We start from the raw sequence: 25,266 nt of genomic DNA, 5'->3' as shown, positions 1-25,266 counted from the left end.
AAGCTTTGGTACGGGAGGGGCGGCTCAGAGCTTGATCGAAGTGGGTGATGATCAAATTGCAATGGACTTTGATACGCCAACAAGCGCCCCTCCGGTTGTCCAGCAGAGTCATTGCTGGGCGGTTGTTTGAGGTTGCGCATCTTGACTATTTCAATGCAGGCGCATCTGTCGCCCGGATGACACTCGCTGCGGGCTTCTTGGTGAGCAGCACTTGCGTGGCAAAGCTGGCTCCCGTCAGTGCTGACGTGCCAAGCACCAGCGTGAGCATAAAAGAAATCAATACTCTCTGCTTTACCCACTGACGTGCCTCGCGACTCCACACAAGGTCAGGCTTGTAGGCTGTGCCCTCGAACAATGACTGTACGTCAACTCCAAGCTTCTTTCGTTTTTTGTCGGCCTCAGGAAGCAGGTTGCGCCCTCCAAGGATACGCACATCACGCGTGGAGCTTGGGCTAGTGGCTTCCTTCTTGGTGAAGACGTAAGTCCCAAGCAGCCCAGAGTATTTCAGGAAGCAGACGACACACCCGACGGCAAGGATGGCGACGGCACCCAGGAACCAAGAGATCGTTGCGGGAACTGCAAGATACCACTGCAACACCATGCCAACGCCACACAAGAGCAGGACGAGCGATTGAGCAGTGCCCGGTAAATCCTCATCAGGTGGCCGCCATTTCTCCATCTTGCCCCCCCCACATGAGGAACAGTGCCGCCATCGTTGCCATGATAGCTCCAGCGTATCCAACCAACGGAGCAAAAGGACCATATTCTGAGATAGCTGCTAACATATTAGAATCTCGTGAGAGCAGGGTAGTATGTTGGGGGGATGCTGAAGACCCCGTGATCTTGAGTCCGTTTAGGCAGCATCGGACCGTCGCCAGAGAAAACATAGCGTCCGGGAAGAACATAGCTGGTCACGGGTGTAGTCGGGCTGCCAAAGACGACCCATGTGATGAAATACGCGGGCGAGACATGAATCCGCAAACCTGGTGTGAGGCAGGACACTTGCACTTGAAGACCACCGCCTGGGCCTACTGCTGGCGGCGGCGGACTGCTGCCACCTGGACCTGTGCTGCTGGGTGGTCCCTTTGAGCCTCGGAAGAGTTGGCCGCCAATCCCCTGAATCCACTCCCGCCAACTTTTCATTCCAGCGAAACGATAAGAAAGAAAGCTAGTCAGGTTGCGCTCAACACTGCCTGCGACTTCGCGGAAGTCGGCCACCACAACTCCCTCCTCACCTTGCTGAGAGCGGCGAAGAAACTCATGCCAGAAGCGATCAGGAGGAAAAGGACCATACCTCTCCAAGAACTTAATCCACTCCGCTGAAGCGTAGCCTGACCACTGTGAACCGCCGATAAAATCAGTCATCGAAATCGGAGCCAAGTCTCCATCGTGAAGTTTCAAACATGGAATCACACTGTCCCAGCGTCGCGCCATAGCAAACTCCTCTGCCATCTGGCGGACGTTGGTCACAACGTCGTTGATGGGGACTCCCTCGGCTTGGTCTGCATACCGCTGTTCAGAAAAGAACTCTCGCCGCACGTCGAAGAGCTCTGGCCGCATGTCGGATGGCGGACCTGCTTCCGATACCATTCGCAATTCGTGCGCTAGTTGAGAGGAGATCTTCTCGGCGCGTGATATTGATTCCTGATCGAGTTCAAACTCTGGCATATGTATCTTCGGTTAGGGTTCTATTGTGGCTCGGCAGATGTTTGTGCGGCGATTGGGTCGGGCGCTTCATTTGCCCAACGTTGTTTGTCCTCCGTTGTCTGTGGATTAACCGGGTTGAGGTCAGGTGATTGGGGGCCGTCCACTGAAAGAAAAGATTTTGAATGAATGAGCCGATCGAAGCGAAAATGTTGCTGGTAGTGGCGTGATCGAGGACGAGTAGGAGGACGAGGACGAAGCAGACTTACGAGCCCGGTGCGGGTGGCGGGGGTGGAGTTGGCTCGGAGGGGCTGCGGTCGCGTGGGGGGAAGGTGTCGAGGAGGAAGCGGGCGCGGGCGGCTTCGGTGCCGGGCTGGGTCTCCGGGTATTGCAGGCGGGCGGCGTTTTGGCAGGCCTGGCAGAGCTTGTAGAGGGTGTTGGCGGCGCGGGTGAGTTCTGCGGTGAACTGCACGCGGTCGGCCAGGGCCTCGTCCTGATCGAGCACGACGCCGCTGAGTGTGGCGAGGGCGGTCTGGAGCGCGGTGGCGTCGGCGGGCAGCCAGCCTTGTTTTTTCAAGTCGGCGGCGTATTTGACGGCGGCAGTGTGGGTTTTTTCCGCGCGGCTGATGACGGAGGCCTGGTCCTGCGGCTCGTTGACGCCGACCTGGAACTCGCTGCGCAAGATCACATCGTCACCGGGGAAGGCCTGGCGTGCGGAGCGGCGTGCGGCAGAGGTGAGGCGCTCGACCTCGGCAAAGGCGGCCGCCTGCCCGGTGGTGAGGCTGCCGGCGTCGCCGGTTTTGCCGCCTTGCTTCTCGACCTGCGTGCGCACGGCGGCGAGGGCGGTCTCCAACAGGGTGCGAAAGATGACGGGCGGGGTCTGGGAGGTGTCATCAAGCCGCGCAGCCATGGCGGAAGCGTATTCGAGGTCACCGAGGGCGTCATTGAGGCTGTCAGCAGCATGGAGGAGCGTGGACAGCGGGAAGGAGAACTTGCGTTTGTCACTCATGGTTTGGTAGGGGCTTAGGTCGGGCGCGGTGAAAGACAAATCACCCGGTTGAAGCACATGGCTTGGGGTGCTCCAACGGGCATTAACATCCCCAAAACGTGTGCCATCACCGAAACGAATCGTCCTCATCGCGGTGCGGATAAAAACAGACTTGAGGAGGGTCGTCAATGGATCAAATTAGGCAAAATATACATTAACGCATCGTTATATGATGGTGCGTTGGTAATGGCGAGGAAGGAGGCAATGGGTGCTCTTCACCCCATCTTCTAAGCGCCCTCATAGGGGGAACCTGTTTCCTGTGGAGCAGGGCAGGGATGCAGGCACGGAGTCTTGGAGAGGTGGTCGGCAGCGTGGCCCGGCAGCGGTCGCTGGGGTGCGACTGGGGGCCGGAGGCCGTTTGCCGGACGTTTTTTTGCTGCTCGACAGGGTGATGTGGCTGCGGAGAGCCGTGCCATCGTTGCAAACACCCGTTTTATTGTTTCTGTCTTCAGTTTTCCACCTGCTGGCAGCAGTGAGATGCTCTCTGCTGGCAGTTTTATCGCTGCTAAGATTCGTTTTATCGCTGCTAACAACGGTTCGCTGGCTGCCAAAAGCAGTTTGATCGCCACTGATCAAGGTTCTGTGGCTGCTGGCTTTCGTCGTACTGCTGCGGAGGATGGTTTGACAGTAGATCACCGTAACTGGGGCGAACTCTACATGGACAGCGGCGGATTGGGAGGTGGCGATAACTCCGCGGACCACGATCTCTCCAAAGCCGCCGGATAGTTTGGCGATGGAGCCATGGGTGATGCCGGAGCTGTTCCGGCCAAACATCCGGCCAACGAGGCAGCCTATCGAGCCACGGATGGCGGGGCAGCGCTAGGGGCGGCGGTCTGCGTTTGATACGGGTCGTGACCGAGCACGACCGGGGCGGCGGGCGCGATGGCAGGGACGCGGATTTCCTCTTCCACGGGCAGAGCACGAAGGGGGACGGCCAGGAGTTTGGGGAGGCCGCCTTTGACATCCCAGCCCTTGGGCTGGCCGGCGGTGACCATCTCAAAGACGGCGGCCCAGAGAGGCAGTGCGGCGGTGGCGGCGGTGGCTTTGGCACTGATGGGAATGTCTTTGTCGTGCCCGATCCAGACGAGGCAGGTAAGGCCCCGGTCAGCGCCGATGAACCACGCATCGGTGCGGTCGTAGGTGATGCCACCGAAGCCGGCGATGCTTTTTTGCGCAAGCTTGTGCTCGACGAGAGGCTTGCGGTATTCCGGCCGGGTCATGCCGGAGATCATGGTGTTGCGTACATGAGAGGCCGCAGCAGGCGTGAAGACTTCCTCACTGCGAGCCGAAGAGGATGACAGGAGGAGATGCGGCGCGGGGCATGGACGCCCGTCATTGGCGATGGCGGTGAAGGCACGGGCCAGTTCAATGAGGCGCACGTTGCTCAGGCCAAGGGTGAAGGCAGCCTCAGTACGCAGGGGTGTACTGAAGCCGCAGCGGGTGATGGCGGTGCGGAGGGGATCAAGGCCGACTTGATAACCAAGGCGGACGGTGGCGGCGGTGCGGCTCTCAAGCAGAGCCTGCATGGGCGTGATGGTGCCGCCGGTGTAAGTGACTGGCTCGCCATCAGCGCCCCACTCGCCAAGGGTGCCGACGAGGCCGCCGATCATGGCCTGCTTGTTGTCGAGGGGGCCGTCAATCATGGGGGCATCGGTGACGTCCGGCTGCAAGGTGAGCGCGGTGGCATAGACGAGCGGCAAAAAGGCGGTGCCGGGAGGCCGGACGCCCTCAAGAGCGCGATTGAAGGGGCTGGTGGTGAAGTCGCGCCCGCCTTGCATGGCGAGGATGGCCCCGGAGTGATTGTCCAGCACGACCACGGCGCCTTGCAGCCCGTTGTTGTCTTTGGGTGCGAGTTTGTCCAAATGCTGGCGCATCATGTCATCGAGGCGTTGCTGCCAGTCCAGACGCAGAGTCATCGACATGGTGGGCGGCGTGCCCGGTTTGAGGCCCATGCGCTGGAATTCCGACCGGGCAGCGGCCAGCATGTAGCCGGTGCGCACGCGGGTCTTGTCATGCCTGACAACAATGGGCTGGTCGATAGCGGCGGCGGCCTCCGCCGCGGTGATGACGCCGGTTTCCACCATGCGCTTCAGCGTGAGGTCACGCTTTTGACGGGCCAGTTTCGGCTGGGTGATCGGCGAGAAAGCCACCGGTGCCTTGATGATGCCGGCCAGTGTGGCGGCCTCGATGAGCGTGATGTCGCGCACATCCTTGCCAAAGTAGCAGCGCGCGGCGGCCCCCACGCCGATGCAGCCGTGGCCGAGGTAGATGCGGTTCAGGTAGTCCGTGAGGATTTGATCTTTCGTGTGCTCGCGCTCGGTGCGCATGGCCAGAAAGATTTCCGTCAGCTTCCGCTCATAGCTCCGCCCCTGAAGGCCGAAGGCATTGCGCGCGAGCTGCTGGGTGATGGTACTGCCCCCCTGCCGGATGCCCCGCGAGGTAAAGTTCGTCACTGCGGCACGTGTCAGCCCGATGAGGTCGTAGCCGGGGTGGGAGTAAAAGCGCGCGTCTTCCGTGGCGATGATGGCTTGGATCAGATGGGGCGGCACGTCCTTGAGGGTGACGGGTTCACGCTCGATGTCGCTGGCGCTGCCGATAAGTTCGCCCCTGACATCCACGATGAGGGTCTCATTCTCACCACGGGCGAGAGCCTTCATGTCATAGGTGGCGGCAAGGCTGGCGTAGTGCTGCCAGACGATGCCGAAGGCAATCAAACCAACGATAAACACGATGGCGCAGGTGCCGCCCAAGCGGCGCAACCAGGTGGGCAGCCGCCGCCAGCGGTCGCGAAGCTTGTGAAGAAAGAGTTTCATGGGTGGTCAGCGATGGCGTGCCTATTCGCTAGCGAAAGAGGCGTGAGAAAAGACCCTCGCGCACCGGCTGGGGTGGCGGTGCACCGTACATGAAGGCAGGAGTCACAGGTGCCGTGAGAGGATCCGTTTCTTCGGTAACTTTGCCCTTTTCATAACTCACGCCATGGACGGCCGGTCGTTCCTGGATGTCGCGCAAGACCTTCGCGATGACCGGTGCCGCTGTGCCGCCGCCAGAAAGACCACTTTGGCCGGCATTCCCCTCAATGGTGACGGTGAATGCCAAAGGCGGAGTCGTGCCCATATAACCGGCGAACCAGACGACGTTGGCCTTCGCCCCACGCAAAACCCACTGGGCGGTGCCGGTTTTGCCGAACACGGGGACGTTTTTCAAGCGTGCCGCCTTGCCGGTGCCGTTCACATGATTCACCACGCCAAACATCGCATGCCGCACGGTCTCGAGGTCCACATCGCTCACAGGGATGAGGGTTTCACGCGCAGGACTGGTCACATCGCCAACCTGGCCGGACTGAGATTGCGTCTGCATCACGAGTCGCGGGCGTGGACGGCAGGCACCATTGGCGATGGTGGCCATCGCCATCGCCATTTGCAGCGGCGAGGCTTCTGTGACGCCCTGGCCGATGGACAGATTCGCCAGATCATGATTCGAGGGGGCGCGTTTCGGCAGCGAGCCTGCGGAGGCTTTCAGCGGCAGCACGGGTGCCTGACCGAAGCCGAACTCATGCGCCATGTAGAGAATCGGCATGTCCCGCGTCACCATGGCGGACTGATAGAAATAGGTGTTGCAGGAGCGAATGATGGCGGCGCGGGCATCGAACCAGCCGTGGTCATCCTTGGACCAGTTGTCGAACTCGCGGCCATCAATCATGAGCGTGGGACCGCACTCGAATACGCGCAAGGCGTCCACCGTGGCAGCGCGTAGTCCGGCCATCACCACGATGGGCTTGAAGACCGAGCCCGGCGGATAACTGCCCTGCACGGCACGATCAAAGAGCGGGCCGTCGATATTCTGCGTCAGCGCGGCGAAGTCACTGCTGGAGATGCCCTGCGCAAAGGCGTTGGGATCAAAACGTGGATTGCTCGCCATCGCGCGAATGTCGCCGGTATGCGCGTCGATGATGACGATGGCTCCCCGCTTGCCGGATTGGTTGAGCGCAGTCTCAGCGGCGCGTTGCGTGTCGAGATTCAGCGTGGTGACGACATCACGCCCGCCCTCGGGTGCGGTGAAGACCTGCTCGTACGCGACGGTGCCCGCATCGGCCATCATGACGCACAGCGTGCCGTCGGTGCCGGTGAGCTGTTTGTTAAAGGCTGCCTCAAGTCCCGCTGCCCCGCTCGTGCGCTGCCAGAGCGGCTCATTCCGCAAGATGGGACCGGCGGGTGGAGCGCCCTCCGACGAGACATAGCCCAGGAGATGCGCCGCCATATCTCCCTGCGGATAGTGCCTCACGTACTCCGTGCGCACGTTGCTATGCAGGTGCTTCTGCGGATCGAGGACCGTCTCACTGGGCAGTACATCACTCACCGTCACGGGCAGTTCGCGGCGGTCTTCATAATGGCGCTGCAACTGCGCCGCGTCCGGCATGCGCGCTGCGGGCACATCCTTGGTGAGTTCGACGAGGGTCTTCTCCAGCCAGGCGGTGTACGTCTCAAGTGTGCTCCGCTGCGCGGCAGGCACCGTGAGTTGCAGGCGACGCACCGTAGTGTTTTGCGCCAGCGGGCGGCCTTTGCGGTCCAAGATCTGCCCACGCGGAGCCGGCACGGCAAAATAAAAGGGCTTCACATCCGCACGCGTGCCGGTGCCTGGCACAAACCCCGCGACTGGCACCTCCTGCCCGCGTGAGAATGACATCTCGCTCGTGCAAACAGCAACCAGCGCGAGTGGCAGCAGGCGGAACGATTGCCAGGGGTGGAGGATTTTGTTTTTGCGGCTGGAGTCAGCGACTGCGACCATGCCTCATTCATAAGCCTCTCTCGACGCATCTCAAGCCCCGCCGCCTACAAACAAAAGCGGGATGGCCTTTCGACCATCCCGCATTGTGATTGAATCAAACGTTGCGATTAAGCGGCGTCCTTGGGCTTGTCTGGAGCAGGAGCATCAGGAGCCTTCGGCGCATCGCCTTCCGTCGGTGGTCGGCGGAAGCCACCTTCACCACCAGGTGCGCCGGGAGCACCCCCAGGAGCACCGCCTTCGGGACGACGCATGCCGGGCTGCCCAGGCTGCCCAGGCTGGCCGGGTTGACCGCCACGACTGCGCATCATCTCACGCATCTTCTCGGTGGCCTTGATGTATTCGTCTTCGGAGACGCTGCCGTTGGCATCGGCATCCATGCGCTTGAACATTTCCTTGGGATCACCAAACATGCCGCCGCCGCGCTGGCCGCCTTCGCCGCCAGGGCGCATGCCTTCAGGAGATCCTTTTGGACGATCTCCTTCCGGTGCGCCTTTCGGCCGCTCGCCTTCACTGCCTGGGGGACGACGGAAGCCGCCTTCACCACCTGGGGAACCACCAGGAGAGCCGCCTTCGGGACGGCGCATGCCCTGTCCACCTTGCTGCATGCGCTGGGCCATGCTGCCGATCTCGTCTTTATCCACGAAGCCATCGCTGTTGGCGTCCATCTTGCCAAAGCGGTCCTCGCTCTCCTTCTTACCCATGTTGGCAAACTCGTCCTTGCTGATCTTGCCATCCGCATCCGTGTCGGCGCGTTTGATGAATTCCGCGAGACGTGCGGCAGGATCTCCACCGCCTTGAGGACCGCCAGGAGGCCGGCCAGGCTGCCCGGCTTCAGGCGGCGGCCCTTTGCGCTCGCCGTCAGGGGCGGGAGCTTTGCGTTCGCCTTCCTGAGCACTGGCAAAGCAGGTCAGGCACAGGATTCCGAGGCCGTAGATGAATGTTTTTTTGAGTTTCATGTCGTGAGTGCGTTTGGTTGGTGGAAGCACGACGGCTCAAACCAGCGCCCCACGGCTTGGTTGCGAGCAGGGTGCAAAAAAATCACGCCAGTTCGGCCAGCAGCGCCTGATTCAAGCGCACGCCGGCCTCAAAGTTCGCGATGGGAAAGTTCTCGTTCGGCGCATGCGCCTGGCAGTCTGGCAGCGCGAGTCCGAGCAGCAGCGTGTCGGCCTTCAGCACGTCTTTGAAGGCCTGCACGATGGGGATGCTGCCACCTTCGCGAATGAGCGCAATTTTGTCGCCGAACACCTTTTTCAGCGCCCGCTGGGCCGCAGTGCCGAGCGTAGAATGCGGGTCCATTAGATACGGCATGCCAGTGTGGCCGGGAATGATTTCAAGACGCACGCCAGTCGGCAAATGTTTGCGGAGATGCGCCTCGGCACGCTTCAACACGACATCCGGGTTTTGATCCGGCACGAGGCGGAAAGACAGCTTCACAAAGGCTTCGCGGGCGATCACCGTCTTCGAACCTTCACCCTGATAGCCGCCGCCGATGCCATTCACTTCGGCGGTAGGACGCGCCCAACGGCGTTCGCGCTCGGTGTAGCCCGGTTCGCCAAAGAGCGCGGGCGATCCAGTGAGTTCCAGCATCTCTGCATCGCCATCGCCCAACTCAGCCCAAGCCTTGCGCTCCCAATCCGCGATGGGCTTCACTCCATCGTAGAAGCCCTCAATCTTCACACGGCCTTCGGCATCATGCAGCGTCGCAGTGAGGCGTGCCACAGCAGTGACCGGATTCGCGATGGCCCCGCCGAAAATGCCGCTATGCAGGTCAATCGCCGGGCCATGCACCCTGGCTTCCATGCACGCGATGCCGCGCAGGCCATAGGTGAACGTGCCGACACCCGGCGCGACCATTCCAGTGTCCGAAATCGCCACCACATCGCACTTCAGCTCATCGCGATGCTGTTCGAGGAACGGTTTCAAGTTGGGGCTGCCGATCTCTTCCTCGCCTTCAAACAACAGCGTCAGATTCACCGGCAGATCGGCATGCTGTGCCAATGTTTCGGCCAAACCTTGCAGGTGTGCCATGAGCTGGCCTTTGTTGTCCGTCGCACCACGGCAATAGATGCGGCCATCGCGGATCGTCGGCTCGAACGCGGGCGATTTCCACTCTCCCAGCGGCTCCGCCGGCTGCACATCGTAATGCGCATACAGCAGCACCGTGCGACGACCGGCGATGTGCTTATTTTTCGCCAGCAGCACCGGATGACCGGGCGTTTCATGCAGAGCGCCGGTCAAACCCATCTCACGCACCTTTGCCAGCAGCCATTCGGCGCAGGCACGCGTGTCATCGCGGCGCAGGGAATCGGTGGAGACGGAGGGAAAACGCAGGCAGGTGAGCAGATGGTCGAGTCCGGGTGGGTTCATGGCGGTGGCAATGTCGAATGACGAATTAGCGAATGACGAATGAATGTCGAAGTCCAAATGACGAAAGCTCCAGGCCCCGGACATTCGTCATTCGCCGTTCTGGCTGCGTCATTTGATCACCTTGACCTCGATTTCATCCACGCTGCCCTTGCCGCCGTAAAGATTGAGCAGGATGCCGGCTTTTTCACCCTTCGTCAGCTCGGTTTTGTATTCCAACACCTCGCGATCGTTGACGGAGACGGTAATCTTGTCGCCCCTCGACTCAAACAGGATGCGCTGCCACTCGTCCGGGGCGCTCTTGGTGTTCACCGCTTTGAGCGAGTCCTGTTTTTCCACGTCACGCACCGACACGGCACCATTCTTGGTCACCGCGATGTTGAGCTTCCGCTCTGCAACGGCCCGTTCGCCGGAGCCGTAGAAGCCGAAGGCGATCCAGTTGCAGGCCCAGGGCCGCACCAGCAGTTGGATCGACGCATCCTGCACCGGCGTGTCGAAGTTGCGCCAGATCACCGCCCCCTTGGCGGCGTGCTGGTCCAGTTCGAGCACACCGTCGGTAATCGTAAACTTCGCCGCCGCTTCGCCTTTGGGATGGACCCACTTCTCATCGAGCTTGTCGGACTTGAAGTCGTCCAGCAAGATCGTATCGCCCTTTGCACGCATGGCTTTCGGCTTCTTGTCAGCCGCATGAAGTGACGCGATGGACAGCAGGAGGAGCAGAAAGGTTTTCATGGCGTTCAGCATGGCGATCAATGTTTCACTTCACCTTCCGGCCCATGCGTCGGCGGACGGAAGAACAACGCCAGCAGCACGATACCGAGCAACGCGAGGCCAGATGGCACAAGGAAAAGCTGCTTGTAGTCCACCAGTCCGTTCACGGTGTAATGCGCCGCGAGCCGCGGAAACACCTGGCTGGCGACGACCATGCCGACGCCGAGGATAAGCAGGTTGAACAGCCCTTGCGCGCTGGAGCGGATGTCCTTGGGGAAAACGGCGTCCACAAAGATGTACACGGTCACAAAATAGAACGCGTAACAGATGCCGTGCAGCACCTGGATAGCGATAATGAGCCAAGCGTTGTCCGGCGTGCCGAAGAAGGCGAAGACTCCAAAGCGTGCGGCATGACCGAAGATGCCAATGATCAATGTGGTCTTCCAGCCGAGCTTCTTCAACACGGTCCCGAGAATGAGCATCGTCACGATCTCCGCCACCTGGCCGATGCTGCTGACGACCATGCTCATGTTTGCCGAGATGCCGACCTTTTGCAGGAAGCCGTCGATCACCACGAAGTAGCCGTTGTGAATCGTCGAGTCGATGAAGGTGACGATGAACAGCACCAGCACGAACGGCGTGCCGAGCAGTTTGAGCGCCTTCAACCACGCTACTTTGTCCATGCCTTCGACATCCTTGCGCGGTGGCGTGTGCGGCAGTGTCAGGCTGAAGACGGCCAGCACAAAGGAGATGATGCCAGCCACGATAAAGACCCACTTTGTCTCCGCCGCACCGGCTTTTTCGCTGAGGAGGAAGATGAACGGCCAGCTCACGATGATCCAGCCGATGGTGCCGCCCATGCGCACGAAGCCGAAATCCTTCGCCGGATCTTTGAGATTTGCGAAGGCCAAGGAGTTCGTCACCGAGATCGTCGGCACATACAGCAGTCCGTAAAGCAGGAAGCAGATGAAGAACGGCGTGAATTCCGGGGTGAACATCCCGCCCATGCCAGCAGAGACGAGCGCCTGCTGCACCGCACCGAAGTGCGGCACCAGTTCATGGCTGAACGCCGTGCCGATCAGCGCCAGGCCGCCGACCAAATGGCTGAAGGCCAGGAAACGCTCGGCAGAGAAGTTGCGGTCCGCGAACTGGTTGCTGAAAAAGATGCCCACCAGCGACGCGATGCCAAACACGCTGCCCACCAGGCCCTGCTGCCCGGCGCTGAAACCCAGCATGCCCATGTAGGAGAAGATTTTGATCTGCCAGGCCCCCCAGATGGCGATCTCGAGGATCATCATGAGGAACAGCTTGATCTTGATGGACGATTGGGCGGCGGTGTCGGTCATAAGTGATGCGAGGCTAGGGAGTCGCCTCCGGATTGGCAAGGACAAATCACACCTGCACTTGAGCCCGCGGAAAGCTGGTGATAAAGACCCCGCATGATCCGCAACATCGTCCGCTACCCCGACCCCGTGCTCCGCGCCAAGTGCCGCGACGTGACCACCATCACGCCCGAACTCCGCACCCTGGCCGCCGACATGCTCGAAACGATGCACGCTGCCAACGGCATCGGCCTCGCCGCACCGCAGGTCGGGGTGGATGTGCAGCTCGCGGTCATTGATCTCGCGCACAATCCCGAGAGCATCAGTTATATGAAGATCGACGGCCAAAAGGTGGCGATGCCGCAGCACATGCCCGTCATCCTCATCAATCCCAAGCTCGAACTCGGCAGCGCCAAGGAGATCGGTGAGGAGGGCTGCCTCAGTTTCCCACGACTGCGCGGCGACATCCGCCGCGCCTACGAGATCAAGGTCACCTACATGGATCTCGACGGCAAAACCGTCACCGTCGAAACCGACGGCCTGCTCGCCCGTGCCTTCCAGCACGAGATCGACCACCTCAACGGCATCCTCTTCATCGACCGCCTCAACGCCGTCGCCAAAGTCGGCATGAAGCGCAAACTGGCGCGCCTGATGGAGGAGTGGGCCGAGGACGATTGAATGGGGCGAGTTTCAAACAACGCCGTTGCAACGCAATCCTGCGATCAGCCCCCAGATTCATCATCAGGTGGCGGTGGCAACGGGTTGATGATCTGGAGGCCGGGGATGTGTTTGAAGTCGTCCACGTTCCGCGTCACCAGCGGCACGCCGTATTCCTGCGCGGTGGCTCCGATGATGGCATCACCGAGTTTCATGTTCTTCTGCTGACGCAAGCCGATGGCACGCAGGGCGATCTCGTCATCCAGCGGCAATTCCGGCAGTAGTTTGAGAGAATCGGCGATCTGAGTTTCCTCCGCAGTCGTCAGCCGGTGAAAACCGAGCGACTCAATGCGGCTGATGATGCTCACGCTGGCATCAGGGTGATTCAAATAGGCCGAGAGATGCTCACCACCAGGTTTGGCTGCACCAATGATGACATTTGAGTCCAGCAGCATGACTTACTCCCTTCCTGGCAGCACCACATCTTCCCGTATTTCCCGCTGCCAGGCCACCGGGTCGGTGATGTCGCGGAACGGGTTGAGCTGGCGCAGTTCTGCAAAAGCCGCTGCACGCTTCGCGATCATCTCGGGTGTGGCGCGGGGAATCTGGCGCTTCGGTTTGTGCCCAGCTTCGCTGATGCCCGCCACCGTCAGCAGCACATGCGCCCGGCCCGGCTTGAGCCATGCAGGCAGCGGGCCGAGCAGCTTCACGCTGCCATCCGCGCCGATCTCGACATCTGTTTCGAGGGTGTTCATGCGGCGGAGTGTAACGGAGTTCCTGAAAACGTAAAGCCTGCGCCGCAGCGGCTTCTCCATCCTCATTCGTCATCCAGTCCCAAGCCTCAAAGCTTGCCCAGTTTCAGACACACCACCTCACCCGCATTGCTGCGGCACAGCAGGTGATGTCGTGACAGCACGGGCAGCACCCAGCACTTGCCTTCGAGCACCGGCGCACGCACCAGCACCTGGATGCCGCTGTCGGAGGGCTGGCAGAGCTGTAGTTCGCCAGCGGCGCTCAGCACGATCAGATGCCCATCGCTGAAGATCGCCGTGCCTTTGTTCACTTCAGCCGATTCCCACAACGCCTTGCCCGTCGTGAGATCGAGGCAGCGCAGATCATTCACACCGCGCTTCGAATCGTTGAAGATCATCAGTGCGTTCTTGCCCCACGGCACACCGGAGTTGTACAGCAGGCCGAGATCGCGCACGTTCCATGCGGCGGTGAGTGACGTGCCGTCAAACCGCAGCCCGTTGGAGCCGTCGTTGCCGGTGTGGGAGATGAAGATCGTGCCATCGGCACCGATGGCCGGTGTAGCGCAGTTGCAGAAGTCGTTCGTGGTCGTCGCGTAGCTGGCGATCACTTTTCCATCCTGCGGATTGAGCACGGCGAGTTCCCGGCCCTTGAACATTATGAGTCGCGCTTGTCCGCCGAAAATCGCCATCACCGGCGTCGCGTAGCCCGCTTCACCAGTGCCCTTCGCCCACAATGTCTCGCCATTGGCCGCGTTGAGACACACCGTTGATCCCTCCTCGCCACCGACATCGAGAAACAGCTTCCCCTGCCACAGCAGCGGACTGCCCGCGTAACCATAGACTGGCCGCTTGCCGTGGAAATCCTTCAGCAGGCTCTTATGCCACACCACCTTCCCCGTCGTTGCTTCCAGGCAAAACACATCGCCCTCGCGGCTCACGGTGAAGACGCGCCCCTCACCGACGCAAGGCGTCGCGCTCGGTCCGCCCGGCACGATGGTCATCACATGCGCCGCACTCTTGCACGGATAATCATGCCGCCACAGCACCTTCCCCGTCGCCAAATCGAAGCACCAGATTGTGTCCTGATTCTCGCCATCATTACCCGCCGTGAAGACACGCTCGTCCACCACCGCGAACGACGCCATGCCCGCGCCCACCTGCGCCCGCCATGCCACGAGTGGTCCCGCCGTCGGCCAGTCTTTGCGCCAACCGGTTTCCGTCGTCGTGTTGTTACGCGAGGGCCCGTGAAATTGCGGCCAATCTTCAGCCACAGCCTGACCACTCATCAGCGCCATCAAGATCAAGGCGGGCAGCGTGTGCTTCATGCGCGGCGTGGTTTCAATGTTCAAAGTTCAAAGTTCAATGTTCAATGTTCACCGTTCAGCGTTCAATGTTCACGATCTCCACATCATCCATCGGCTTGCCACCGCTCGTGCCGCCGAGCGCCATCAGGTGCGTGTCATCCAGCACGATGAGTTGATGAAAGTAGCGCGACTGCGCCAGCTTCCCGCGCTCGCTCCACGCCTTCGCGTCCGCGCCGATGCGATACACCTTCCCGCCTTCGGGGCTCACATACAGGCTGCCGCCCTCCACACAGGCCGCGCAGCCAAACGCCTTCGCCCGTTCCGTCTCGCCCACCGGCGGTGCGCTGCGCCACTGCTGCGTCGCTGGATCATAGATGTCCACCTCGGACGACAGCTCGTTGTCTTCCGTCATCCCGCCGATGCACCAAAGCTTTCCGCCGAACACCACCGCCGCCAGCGCGCGCCGCGTCCACGGCTGCGGCAGCGTCTTCCAACCGCTCTCCGGCTTGGTCAAATCCAGCACCACCATCGTGTCATGCCACTTTTTCGTCTTCGGCGCATCCGGCTGCGGTTCTTCCTTCGGTGCGCCCACCTTCAGCGGCCAGCCGCCCACCGCATAGAGCTGATCACCGATCACCGCCAGCGCATGGCTCGACCGCGGCTCCGGCAGCGGCGGCAGCTTCGTCCAGGACTTCGTCGCCGGATCAAACAGCGCCGCATGATCCAGCGACATCAGCTTCTGCTCCGCCCCCGGCGCATTCTGCGGCTGCATCCCGCCCACCAGAATGAGCTTGTCCTGCCACGCCACGATCCCCGGACTCTGCACCGGCACATCGCCCGGTAGCACCTCCCAGGCGTCCTGCTTCGTCAGTGACAAGCGCCACAACGCCCCGCTCACCGTCGCCGTCGAATACTCATGCGCCTTCCCCGTATGCCCGCCATAGACATAGACGGCCCCCGCACACACCGCCGCACCAAAACTCGTCACCGCCTTCGGCAGCGGCGGCGGCTCCGCACGCAGCACGGATGACGACAGCAACGACAGTACCCACAGCAGAACAAAATTCCGGCTCATGCCCTGAGTATCACCAGCCTCCGGCCAGCCCACAAGTCTGATTCACGGAAAACCTGAGCACGGTCCAGCAGAGGCCCCGTCGGCTAGCATGGACCACCCGATGGCGTGGTAGGGTTATACCCCGTGGCAAAGCCATCCGCCGGTTCTTAACATCGCTGGGTATGAAAACCTCCTTCACCGCCAATACCTCGTCCCTGCATCATGAACTTGCCCACGGGGAGCCAGCGCTGCCCTCGGATGACGTTCTCATGGCCGCCATCCAAGCAGGTGACAACACCGCGCTGGCAACCCTGTTCCACCGTTACCAAGCCCTGCTCAAAGGCACCGCTAGGCGCATCATCAATGACGACGTTTCCGCCCAGGATGTCGTGCAGGAGTGCCTCCTGGAGTTGTGGCGGCGTGCGTCACACTATTCAGCGGCCAAGGGCGCGCCGCTGGCCTGGCTGCTCACACTCGCCCGCCGCCGTGCCATTGATTACATCCGCCGCTCGCAGGCGTATGGCAGAGCCTGCACCCGCTATGAGGACGCCACCAAGGCCCTGCCCACCTCTCAGCATGCCACCGCCGATTGCGAGCAGACGGATTGGGGCAACGTCCTCAGTACCCATTTGAAGCTGCTGCCAGAGCCGCAGCAGCGCGTCATCGCCCTGGCCTTTCTGCAGGGCATGAGCCAGCGCGAGGTCGCGCAGGCCATTCACATCCCACTAGGCACCGTGAAAACGCGCTTGGAACTGGGTTTGAAGAAACTTCGCCGATTGTTCGGCCGCCACAGCGCCATCCACAGCTATCAGGCAGCGTGATCATCGCGCGAAGAACACGCTGGCGCGCAGAAAGCCAGAGCCACCTTCGAGTATCGCGTGGCGAAGCAGCCCGGCTCCTCCCAGTTCCCCCTATCTGGCTGAGTCATCACCTCCAACCTGCTTGATGCCGAACTCTTCAATGAAGAGTGGCGCACCCGAGAGGATTCGAACCTCTAACCTTCTGATCCGTAGTCAGATGCTCTAATCCGTTGAGCTACGGGTGCGTTTGGCCTGGGCCAATCCGCTGTCTTGGGGACAGCGGGCCACGAGACTAGACCAGCGAGACTGTTTGTCAAACAGCGCATCGCATTTTATGCGCTCATGCCGCCGCCAGTTTTTCCATGAGCTTTTGCGTGCGTTCAATGATGCGTTGCGGCTCATCCAAGAGTCCGGCGGAGAGCAGCGCGTTGTCTAAAATCTGCTCGGTGATGAGGCCGGCGGTTTCAGCATCGGTCTTGTGCAGTTTGGCAAGGCTGCGGACGAGCTGATGCCGCGGATTGATCTCGAAGATGACCTTGGAGCCGGGCATGTCGCCGTCTTTGCCGAGGGCTTTCATCATCTGGCGCATCTGCGGGTTCATTTCGCCTTCAGGAGTTAAAACGAGGGCTGGACTGCCAACGAGGCGCTTGCCGGTGCGGACGGTTTCGACCTGGGAGGCGAGGCGCTCTTTGATCCAGTCGCACAAGGTGGTCGCTTCAGCTTCGGGGAGGCTTTCACCGTCGCCGGTGGCATCACCGAGGTCGATGTCGGGGGCGTTGACGGACTTGAGATCTTTGTCGTCGAACTTGCTGAGGCTGGAGATCACGTATTCGTCGATGTGCTCGAACATGTAGAGCACCTCCAAGCCCTTTTCCTTGAAGGCGGCGACGTAAGGGCCGGTTTCGATGCTGCTGCGCGAGGTGGCGACCTGGTAATAGATGGAAGTCTGGCCTTCCTTCATGCGCTTCACATAATCGGCGAGGCTGATGGCCTCACCCGCTTCGGTCATGCTGGATTCAAAGCGCAGCAGCTTGGCGATGGCGTCACGGTTCGTATGATCGGTGGCGATGCCTTCTTTGAAGAAGCGGCTGAAGCTGGTGTAGAACTCATGGTACTTCTTCGGATCTTCGACGGCTTCTTTGTCGAGGTGCTTGAGGAGACGCTTGGCGACGACATCGCCGAGCTTGCGCACGAGCGCACTGTCTTGCATGGACTCGCGCGAGATGTTCAGCGGCAGGTCTTCGCTGTCGATGACACCACGGACGAAGCGCATCCATTCCGGCAACAGCTTGCGCGGTTTCGGGTCGATGAGCACCTTTTTGCAATAGAGGCCAACGTTCGGCTCCATCTGGCCCATGCCGTAGGCTTCCATGTTCTGCGTGGGCGTGAAAAGCAGCGCGTTGATGGCGATGGGCGACTCGGCCTGGAAATGCAGGCGATAGCTCGGGTCATCAAAGGCGTGCGCAGCGAAGCGGTAGAACTCGGTGTACTGCTCGTCGGTGATGCCGTCTTTCGACTTGAGCCAGAGGGCCTCCACGGTGTTCACACGCTCGCCATCGAGCATGACGGGGAAGCTGACGAAGTTGGAGTATTTCTCCAGGATCTGCTTCACGCGATGCTTCTTGGCGAAGTCGGCAGCGTCTTCCTTGAGATGCAGCACGATTTTGCAGCCGCGTGCCTGATCCGGCGCTTCATCAATCGTGTAGCTGCTGGCACCGTCGCTGGTCCAGACGAGATGCTCGCCGTCATTGTGCCAGGAGTGAGTGTGGACCTCCACTTTGTCCGCCACCATGAAGGCGGAGTAAAAGCCGACGCCGAACTGGCCGATCATCTGCGCATCATTTTGCTTGCCTGCGTTCTTCAAAGCCGCCGCAAAGGCCTTCGAGCCAGAGTGCGCGATGGTGCCGAGATTTTCGACGAGCTCAGCGCGTGTCATGCCGATGCCGTGATCGGCGATGGTGAGCGTGCGCGCGGCTTCATCGGTGGTGATGCTGACTTCGAGCGCGGCGGAGGCATCGAAGACATCGTTTTCCGTGAGCTGGGTGAGGCGCATTTTTTCCATCGCGTCAGCGGCGTTGGAGACGAGTTCGCGGATGAAGATCTCGCGATCGGTGTAGAGGCTGTGGATGACGATATCGAGGACTTGTTTGACTTCGGCCTGGAATTCGTGGGTTTGGCTCATGGTGTTGGTGAAATATGGGTTTGGGGGTCGGGAGAGTAGCGGGTGGAAATGCGTGGTCAAGGCTTCGCGGGTCAAGGTGGCGGCGCTGCGCCCGTCAAGCATCGTCAAAATGGTCAAGCTTCGAGATCATCCGTAGCTCAACGCTTGACCACCTTGACCATGCCTTGACGACTCCTTGACCTTTGACGGCGAAGCCATCTTGACTTTGAAATCCCCTCCCCCACACTCCGCGCACCTATGGGACTCCTCGATTCACTCGCCAAAAACGCGCTGGGCAGCATGCTCGGCGGCTCCGCCAAGCAAGACCCCGCCGCCATGCTCTCCGGCCTGCTCAATGAGGCCGGCGGCCTCAATGGCCTGATGGGCCAGTTCCAAAAAGCCGGACTGGGAGATGCATTCTCGTCCTGGGTCAGCACGGAAAAGAATCAATCCATCACAGCCGACCAGATGCAAAACGCCGTCGGTGCAGACACGATCCAGCAGCTCGCCGGCAAGGTGGGCATGAAAGTGGAAACCGTGCTGCCGCTGCTCTCGCAGTTCCTGCCGCAGATCATCGACAAGCTCACGCCCAAAGGCCAGATCGAGGACAACAACCCGAGCGGCAGCCAGATTCAAGGCGTGCTCATCAGCGTGGTGAGCGGCGGCCTCGGCGGCTTGTTCGGCGGCAGGTCATAGCCGTTCCGTCCCATGCTCCGCCTCGCCCTCAAAATGCTGTTTGGTGACACGGCGAAGTACTTGATGCTCGTCGCGGGACTCACCGTGGCAACGTTTTTGATGGCGCAGCAGACGGCGGTGTTTTGTGGGCTGATGAGCTGGACGAAATCGACCTTGAGCAATGTTCCTGCGCCCATCTGGGTCGTCGAAGAGAAGGTGGAGCAGGTGAATGAGACGAATCCGCTGCTGGACACGGATGTGGCACGCGTGCGCAGCGTGAGCAGCGTGGCGTGGGCCGCGCCGATCTACTCGGGCATTCAGCGCGTGCGGTTGGAGAACGGGAACTTCAAGGTCATCCAGCTCATCGGCATTGATTCCAACACCCTGGCCGGCGCACCAGCCAAGATGCTGGAGGGCGATCTGATGAAGCTGCGTCTGCCGCATTCCGTGATCATCGACGATCTGGGCGTGCAGCGGCTGGCGCTGAAGCGCGGTCAAAAGGTGAAGGTGGGGGATGTGTTTGAGATCAACGATCAGGAAGCACGAGTCGTCGGCATCGCGGATGCAAAAAACTCGTTCACCGGCGGCCCCTATGTTTGGACAACGTATGAACGGGCGCTGCAATACGTGCCAAGCACGCGCAAGATGCTGCAGGCGGTGATCTGTGCGCCACGCGAAGGCGTGAGCCTGGATCAGGCGGTGCTGGATATTCAGCGGGAGACGGGCCTGAAGGCGTTTGTGAATCGCGAGGCGGGACCGGAGGCGTTTCTTGATCACATGAACGGCAAGACGAGCAACAATTTCAATGTCTCCACGGTGTGGTGGTATGTAAAAAACACCGGCATCCCGATTTCCTTTGGCACCACGGTCATCATCGGCCTGCTGGTCGGCATGGCGGTGAGCTGCCAGACCTTTTACTCGTTTGTACTGGAGAACATGCGACACCTCGGCGCGCTGAAAGCCATGGGAGCCTCGACCGGCATGCTCTGCGCGATGCTGATCACACAGGCGTTCACCGTGGGCCTCGTCGGCTATGGCATCGGTCTGCTGGGCACGGCGGGCTTTGCTTTTGGAGCCCTGAAGAATGAGCAGCCGCCGTTTTATATGCCGGAGTTTGTGCCGTATGCCGTGCTGGGCGTCGTGCTGGGCATCTGCTCGCTGGCAGCGCTCATGGGCATCTGGCGCGTGAGCAAACTGGAACCGGCGATGGTCTTCAGGAGTTAGCTACTCCAACTGCAGTTTCGCCAGTGACCCATACAGCCCGCCGGGCTTCGCCATGAGTTCATCGTGCGTGCCGCGTTCAATGATCGCACCGCCGGACATGGCGAGGATCTGATCACAGCGGCGCACGGTGCTCAAACGGTGAGCGATGATGATGCTGGTGCGATTTTCCATCAGCTTGTCGAGCGCGTCCTGCACGAGGCGTTCGCTTTCGGCGTCGAGGCTGCTGGTGGCTTCATCGAGGATCAAAATCGCTGGATCAGCGAGAATGGCGCGTGCGATGGCGATGCGCTGACGCTGACCACCGGAGAGCTGTGTGCCGCGATCACCGACGAGCGTTTGATAACCTTCCGTGAGTCCGACGATGAACTCATGCGCGTTCGCCTTCTTCGCAGCGCTGATGATTTCCTCCTCGGTCGTTTCCGGTTTGCCGTAGGCGATGTTTTCTTTGATGCTGCCGCCAAACAAGAGCACTTCCTGTGGCACCAGCGCGAGATTGCGGCGCAGCGTAGTCAGCGACATCTCGCGGATCGGTTTGCCGTCGATGAGGATTTCACCGGTCGTCGGCTCATAAAAGCGGAACAGCAGCGACACGCTGGTCGATTTACCCGAACCGCTCGGCCCGACGAGCGCAATGCGCTGTCCTGCTTTGGCGCTCAAATTGAAATCACGCAGCACCACGGCCTCGGGACGCGTGGGATAGACGAAACTGACGTCGCGCATCTCGATTTCGCCCTGGAAGCGCACTTTCGGCGCTACGACGCTGTCATCCGGTTCCGTGTCATCGCGCAGAATCTCACGCACGCGTTCCGTGGCTCCGAGCGAGCGCTGAAGCTGAGTGATCAGCTCTGGAAATTGCATGAATGAAGCTGCGATCATGCCGCTGAGGCCTGCAAACTGCGTCAGCTCCTCTTTGCCGATACCGCCGTCGTTCAGCATGCGCATCGCATACCAAGTGACCAAGATTAGCGCCACACTGAAGGCGAAAATGATGAATGCGATGAAGGACGCGCGCGGAATCGCCGCGCGGAGCACCGTGCGCAGGTATTCGCTGAGGTTCTTGTCATAGCGGGCCATTTCATGGGCCTCGTTGCGGAAAGCCTTCACGCTCACGATGCTTTGCAGGCTCTCATCCACCACGACCTGCGAGGCCGCGAGATTGTCCTGCGCCTTCCTGGTCAGTTTGCGAATGCGCGTGCCAAAGATGGCGATCATCACGATCACCACCGGAATCGTGCCGATCATGAACAGCGACAGCTTCACCGACATCTGCAAAATGAGCACGAGGCAGAGCGACAGCATCACCGTATGCCGGATCAGCATCGGAATCGTCACCACCAGCGTCTCGCGCATCGCTTCGACATCGTTGGCCAGGCGCGAGGCCAGTTCGCCGACACGGCGTTGATTCAATGTCGCCATCGGCAGGCGGATGATGCGGCTAAAGGTGTCGAGCCGCAGCGCGGCGAGCGCGCGTTCGGAGGCTTTGGCAAACAGCAGGATGCGCCAGAACGCGATGAATGCCTGCGTCCCCACGATGGCGACGAGAAACCATACCGCATGGTTCAGCTCCGCCATCCACTGAGGTCCACTGGCCCCACCGATGCCTTTCCCGGCCAGCGCGGCCAGTTCCTTGATGAAAATGATCGTCATCCCACCCGTGATCGCCAGCGCGATGAGCGCGGGGATGAACACGTTGTAGTGCGGACGCAGGTAGGTCAGGAAAAAGCCCGCGTCTTTCCACGCCGCGCGGTCCCACAGTTTTTTGCTCGCTCGTTCTTCAGCCATGTCGGTTTTCTTTACTCCACGCGCACGGTCCAGCGTCGTGTGGGTTTTTCGGTCAGTTCCAATACGCTCAGACTCTCCGCATCGTCGCTCTGGCGGGTGCTGCGGGTGAGAAAATACTCACGGCCGCCGCCGGCAAGGCGCACGTTGATGCCGAGCTGGCTGTTGCCATTCTCCAGCGCCCATTCGTGGCGGTAAAGGTAGCTCTTCGGCAGTGTGATCGTCAGCCTGCGGCCACCGCTGGCGGTGCTGCTGAGCACCGCCTGAATTTCCTTCACGTCAAACTCCGCCGCATAGCCGCTGCCAAAGGCCCATGGCTCAATCGGCGCAATCTCCGCAGCACCATCGCCCGCCTTGCCGCTGATGCGCAGTGCTGCCGTCGCCCCAGGGGTCAAACGCTGGCCGTAGCTGCGGGCATCGAGATTCAGCAGGCAGGTGAACGCCTTGCCAGCCGCATCATCGACGAGATCGACCCCCGTCAGTTCCAGCGTCAAAAACAACTTCATGCCGTCCGCATCCGCCCGTAGCGTGACCGCACTGGCCTGACCATCGCTCGCGCTCAATGGCACGGTTTCTTTGAGACCGAAGTTGCGCGTGATCTCGACGTAGCGGTCGAAAATCTGCCGCGCCCCATTGGCCTCCACGGCAAAGTTCAGCGGCAGGCGCTGACGAAATGGCGACTTTTCATCCGCAGGCAGCGCCAGCGCGAGTTTGAGCGACTCGGAGCCATTCGCATCCAGCGCGACCTTGCCCTCCTGCTTTTTGCCAGCCCAGTTCGATTCCCAGGCGGCCGAGAGACTCGCGCCCATGCTGTTTTCGATTTCGAGTTCAGGCGAAAACTCCGACTCTTGATTAAAGGCCGTCCGCGCATTCCAGGCGACGCTGAACGGACGCAGCGGCACGACGAGATCCTGAATGCGCGACTCCTTGCCGGCAATCACCAGCACCGGCAGGCTCATTTTACCATCGTTAAACGGGAGTTGGAGCGTGTTCGTGATGGTGTAGCTCACCTTCATGGCCTGCTTCGCTCCAGCCGCGAGCGTGAGTTCGGGATTCGTGTCCTTGAGCTTCAAACCACGCGGCACCAGCGGTAGCACCGTCAGGTGCAACAACTCACGCGACGTGTTGGCGATCTGAAATTCGAACTTGAGCTTCCCCTGTCCTTCCAGCGTGGCACTCGCCTCGCTGAGGCTCCAGGCGACCGCAGGCGAACCGCTCATCACATCTTCAAACAGGATGCGCCCCATCGCCATATGCGTGTCCGGCGTCGGCGTTGCCACCATGCCGTCCGGAGCGTTGTTCAGCCGACTTTGATACTGCTGCATCAGCGCTGGAAACAGTAGATGCGCCTCGTTCGTTCCCGGCAGCGGAGTGACCAGCCGCGAAAAATCGCCGAGGTCCGAGAACAGGATTTTCTCCGTCGCGCAAAACTCACGCATCACACTGCTCGCCCCACGCGTGAGCGCCAGACTCGTCTCCTCGGGGTCCGCCGCCTGCGGGATCGGCCCTGCCACGATGACTTCGAGCTTGTGCGTCCGTGCCGTGTCCAAAATGCTGCGCAGTGCAGAGGCAACGTCCGCCGTCGAGGTTCCGGCCACGCCGTCCTCGAGACCGTGCGCCACCAGCACCACATCTGGCCGGCCTTGGAATCCGGCCGTCGCCAGCGCCGAGGCCGCTGAGACGATGCTGGTGGTGCGCACCGGCTGGATCAAAATCTCCGGGCCCATCACCATGTTCTCCTTGCTGCGCAGCTTCGAACCGGGCCGCACCACGCGCACCCCGCCGGTGTAATAGAACTGATTTGCCAACGCCTTTGCAAACACGCCCACAAAGCTCGTGAGCAGTGGATCGGCCCCGTCCTGCGCCTTCACGCCATCGAGCATCGCATCGCCTAGCACCACGATTTGCACACGCTCACGGCGGGTGAGCTTGAGCAGCAGCTGTGGCAGAAATTTCTGCCAGCGGTCACGCTGTGCCGGTGCCAGATCGAAGTAGCTCTGCGGCTTCAGCTCCGGCGCTGGCATCTTCGCCTCCGCTGCACGCGCCGCCGCCTGCAACGTCGGCAGATCAGGTCTGGCCTCGGCGGCAGCGACCGGAGCAGGAACCGGTGTCTGCGCCCAGAGACCAGCAACACCCAGCCACGCGTAGGTGCCGAGGAAGAAGAAAGTCTTGCGGTTGGAAAACATGCTGTCGCTATCTCAGCGAGACCGGCGGTGGCTGCAACCGTGGAGTGGTGAATCACCGCATTCCATCTTGTAGAGCCGCTGTGGCACGCTCCTGTGCCGACCTTTCCATGAAACCCTTCCTCCAGCTCGCTCAGGCACAAACGCCCGACGGTGCCGAACTCACGCTGCATGCGCATGACACGCACTTCTACCTGCGCGTGAACCGGCAGCCGCTGATGGGAACGAATGCGTCGGAGTCGGAGAAAATTCTGGCACAACTAGCGTGTGAGCGGTTGCAGGACAAAAGCGCCGCACGCGTGCTCATCGGCGGCCTGGGATTTGGCTTCACACTGCGCCGTGTGCTCGAACTCGTCAGCACGGATGCAATTGTGCAGGTGGCGGAGCTGCTGCCGGAAGTGGTAACGTGGAATCGCGAATTTCTAAGCACCGTGAACGGCCTGCTGCTGGCAGATTCACGTGTCGAGGTCTTCGTGGAGGATGTGTTTCAAGTCATCTCGCGTGCCCCAGCGGCACATTACGATGCGATCCTGCTCGATGTGGACAACGGCCCCATCGCGATGGTGCAGGATGGCAATGCGCGACTGTATCAAGCCCAGGGCTTTGATGCGATCACGCGCGCACTCAAGCCCGGCGGACGCGTGACCTTCTGGTCGGCCAGCACCGACCATGCATTTGCCAAGCGTCTCGGCAAAGCAGGCTTCAAGGTCGAAACCGTGGCGGCTAAAGCTTATGCACAGGCGAAACGCCGCTCACACACGATCTTCGTGGCGGATCGCCGGATGTAGCGCGGAATTCCGATT

General features: G+C 60.8%; 22 protein-coding genes and 1 tRNA gene. 6 read left to right on the top strand and 17 right to left on the bottom strand.

Features of this window, described 5'->3' with window-relative positions; translation table 11 throughout:
• Positions 1-145: 145 nt before the first annotated feature.
• The 3 genes from ACKVY0_RS15050 to ACKVY0_RS15040 form a co-directional block, all read right to left on the bottom strand.
• Positions 146-763, bottom strand: coding sequence for a hypothetical protein (locus ACKVY0_RS15050; protein ID WP_409215641.1), 618 nt, complete (start codon positions 761-763; stop codon positions 146-148).
• A gap of 23 nt (positions 764-786) precedes the next feature.
• Entirely contained in the window at positions 787-1,668 is an 882-nt protein-coding gene (locus tag ACKVY0_RS15045) for a hypothetical protein (protein WP_409215640.1), read from the bottom strand.
• Positions 1,669-1,909: 241 nt separating this feature from the next.
• A complete protein-coding gene (locus tag ACKVY0_RS15040; RefSeq protein ID WP_409215639.1) occupies positions 1,910-2,653 on the bottom strand; it encodes a hypothetical protein in 744 nt (247 codons plus the stop codon).
• 432 nt (positions 2,654-3,085) lie between these two features.
• Here ACKVY0_RS15040 and ACKVY0_RS15035 point away from each other — a divergent pair, with 432 nt between their 5' ends.
• Entirely contained in the window at positions 3,086-3,418 is a 333-nt protein-coding gene (locus ACKVY0_RS15035) for a hypothetical protein (RefSeq protein ID WP_409215638.1), read from the top strand.
• Between the two features lie 65 nt (positions 3,419-3,483).
• Here the strand turns inward: ACKVY0_RS15035 and ACKVY0_RS15030 are convergent, their stop codons facing one another.
• The 6 genes from ACKVY0_RS15030 to ACKVY0_RS15005 all read right to left on the bottom strand — a co-directional run bounded on the left by ACKVY0_RS15030 (position 3,484) and on the right by ACKVY0_RS15005 (position 11,898).
• Positions 3,484-5,505, bottom strand: a complete 2,022-nt coding sequence (locus ACKVY0_RS15030) for a transglycosylase domain-containing protein (RefSeq protein ID WP_409215637.1) — start codon at positions 5,503-5,505, stop codon at positions 3,484-3,486.
• Between the two features lie 28 nt (positions 5,506-5,533).
• A complete protein-coding gene (locus ACKVY0_RS15025) occupies positions 5,534-7,477 on the bottom strand; it encodes a peptidoglycan D,D-transpeptidase FtsI family protein (RefSeq protein ID WP_409215636.1) in 1,944 nt (647 codons plus the stop codon).
• 107 nt (positions 7,478-7,584) lie between these two features.
• Positions 7,585-8,433 carry a hypothetical protein gene (locus tag ACKVY0_RS15020; RefSeq protein ID WP_409215635.1) on the bottom strand — a complete coding sequence of 283 codons (849 nt, stop codon included), beginning with the start codon at positions 8,431-8,433 and terminating at the stop codon, positions 7,585-7,587.
• Positions 8,434-8,515: 82 nt separating this feature from the next.
• The gene (locus tag ACKVY0_RS15015) at positions 8,516-9,844 is read right to left on the bottom strand and encodes a dipeptidase (protein WP_409215634.1); all 1,329 of its coding nucleotides are present in this window, start codon (positions 9,842-9,844) and stop codon (positions 8,516-8,518) included.
• Between the two features lie 108 nt (positions 9,845-9,952).
• On the bottom strand, positions 9,953-10,573 hold the full coding sequence (locus ACKVY0_RS15010; protein WP_409215633.1) for a family 16 glycoside hydrolase: 621 nt from the start codon (positions 10,571-10,573) through the stop codon (positions 9,953-9,955).
• Positions 10,574-10,590: 17 nt separating this feature from the next.
• Positions 10,591-11,898 (bottom strand): MFS transporter, encoded by a 1,308-nt coding sequence (locus tag ACKVY0_RS15005; protein WP_409215632.1) that lies wholly within the window; start codon positions 11,896-11,898, stop codon positions 10,591-10,593.
• 93 nt (positions 11,899-11,991) lie between these two features.
• Between ACKVY0_RS15005 and def the strand changes: the two genes are divergently transcribed.
• On the top strand, positions 11,992-12,552 hold the full coding sequence (def, locus tag ACKVY0_RS15000) for a peptide deformylase (protein ID WP_409215631.1): 561 nt from the start codon (positions 11,992-11,994) through the stop codon (positions 12,550-12,552).
• A gap of 44 nt (positions 12,553-12,596) precedes the next feature.
• Here def and ACKVY0_RS14995 read toward each other — a convergent pair whose 3' ends face one another.
• The 4 genes from ACKVY0_RS14995 to ACKVY0_RS14980 all read right to left on the bottom strand — a co-directional run bounded on the left by ACKVY0_RS14995 (position 12,597) and on the right by ACKVY0_RS14980 (position 15,662).
• Positions 12,597-12,986: a type II toxin-antitoxin system VapC family toxin gene (locus ACKVY0_RS14995; RefSeq protein ID WP_409215630.1), complete on the bottom strand. Its 390-nt coding sequence runs from the start codon at positions 12,984-12,986 to the stop codon at positions 12,597-12,599.
• A gap of 3 nt (positions 12,987-12,989) precedes the next feature.
• Positions 12,990-13,286: a hypothetical protein gene (locus tag ACKVY0_RS14990; protein WP_409215629.1), complete on the bottom strand. Its 297-nt coding sequence runs from the start codon at positions 13,284-13,286 to the stop codon at positions 12,990-12,992.
• A gap of 86 nt (positions 13,287-13,372) precedes the next feature.
• The gene (locus tag ACKVY0_RS14985; protein WP_409215628.1) at positions 13,373-14,632 is read right to left on the bottom strand and encodes a PQQ-binding-like beta-propeller repeat protein; all 1,260 of its coding nucleotides are present in this window, start codon (positions 14,630-14,632) and stop codon (positions 13,373-13,375) included.
• 31 nt (positions 14,633-14,663) lie between these two features.
• Complete coding sequence (locus tag ACKVY0_RS14980; RefSeq protein ID WP_409215627.1) at positions 14,664-15,662, bottom strand: Kelch repeat-containing protein; 999 nt, start codon at positions 15,660-15,662, stop codon at positions 14,664-14,666.
• Between the two features lie 161 nt (positions 15,663-15,823).
• Here ACKVY0_RS14980 and ACKVY0_RS14975 point away from each other — a divergent pair, with 161 nt between their 5' ends.
• Positions 15,824-16,462: a sigma-70 family RNA polymerase sigma factor gene (locus ACKVY0_RS14975; RefSeq protein ID WP_409215626.1), complete on the top strand. Its 639-nt coding sequence runs from the start codon at positions 15,824-15,826 to the stop codon at positions 16,460-16,462.
• Between the two features lie 147 nt (positions 16,463-16,609).
• On the opposite strand, the gene ACKVY0_RS14970 is transcribed toward ACKVY0_RS14975, so the two are convergent.
• Positions 16,610-16,686: transfer RNA gene (locus ACKVY0_RS14970), tRNA-Arg, on the bottom strand.
• Positions 16,687-16,781: 95 nt separating this feature from the next.
• Complete coding sequence (gene htpG / locus ACKVY0_RS14965) at positions 16,782-18,623, bottom strand: molecular chaperone HtpG (RefSeq protein ID WP_409215625.1); 1,842 nt, start codon at positions 18,621-18,623, stop codon at positions 16,782-16,784.
• Positions 18,624-18,860: 237 nt separating this feature from the next.
• Here htpG and ACKVY0_RS14960 point away from each other — a divergent pair, with 237 nt between their 5' ends.
• Together ACKVY0_RS14960 and ACKVY0_RS14955 are read left to right on the top strand one after the other, a co-directional pair.
• Positions 18,861-19,298 carry a YidB family protein gene (locus tag ACKVY0_RS14960; protein WP_409215624.1) on the top strand — a complete coding sequence of 146 codons (438 nt, stop codon included), beginning with the start codon at positions 18,861-18,863 and terminating at the stop codon, positions 19,296-19,298.
• Positions 19,299-19,310: 12 nt separating this feature from the next.
• Positions 19,311-20,501 carry an ABC transporter permease gene (locus ACKVY0_RS14955; RefSeq protein ID WP_409215623.1) on the top strand — a complete coding sequence of 397 codons (1,191 nt, stop codon included), beginning with the start codon at positions 19,311-19,313 and terminating at the stop codon, positions 20,499-20,501.
• Here ACKVY0_RS14955 and ACKVY0_RS14950 read toward each other — a convergent pair whose 3' ends face one another.
• Positions 20,502-22,283, bottom strand: coding sequence for an ABC transporter ATP-binding protein (locus tag ACKVY0_RS14950; RefSeq protein WP_409215622.1), 1,782 nt, complete (start codon positions 22,281-22,283; stop codon positions 20,502-20,504).
• Between the two features lie 11 nt (positions 22,284-22,294).
• Positions 22,295-24,466 carry a hypothetical protein gene (locus ACKVY0_RS14945; RefSeq protein ID WP_409215621.1) on the bottom strand — a complete coding sequence of 724 codons (2,172 nt, stop codon included), beginning with the start codon at positions 24,464-24,466 and terminating at the stop codon, positions 22,295-22,297.
• Positions 24,467-24,573: 107 nt separating this feature from the next.
• Here ACKVY0_RS14945 and ACKVY0_RS14940 point away from each other — a divergent pair, with 107 nt between their 5' ends.
• Positions 24,574-25,251 carry a spermine synthase gene (locus ACKVY0_RS14940; protein WP_409215620.1) on the top strand — a complete coding sequence of 226 codons (678 nt, stop codon included), beginning with the start codon at positions 24,574-24,576 and terminating at the stop codon, positions 25,249-25,251.
• The last annotated feature ends 15 nt before the right edge of the window (positions 25,252-25,266 follow it).

The sequence above is a fragment of the Prosthecobacter sp. genome (assembly GCF_046154365.1).
In the GTDB taxonomy this organism is placed as follows: Bacteria; Verrucomicrobiota; Verrucomicrobiia; order Verrucomicrobiales; family Verrucomicrobiaceae; genus Prosthecobacter.
The sequence above is the reverse complement of the archived record's forward strand: the minus strand, read 5'-3'. Positions and strand labels throughout refer to the sequence as shown.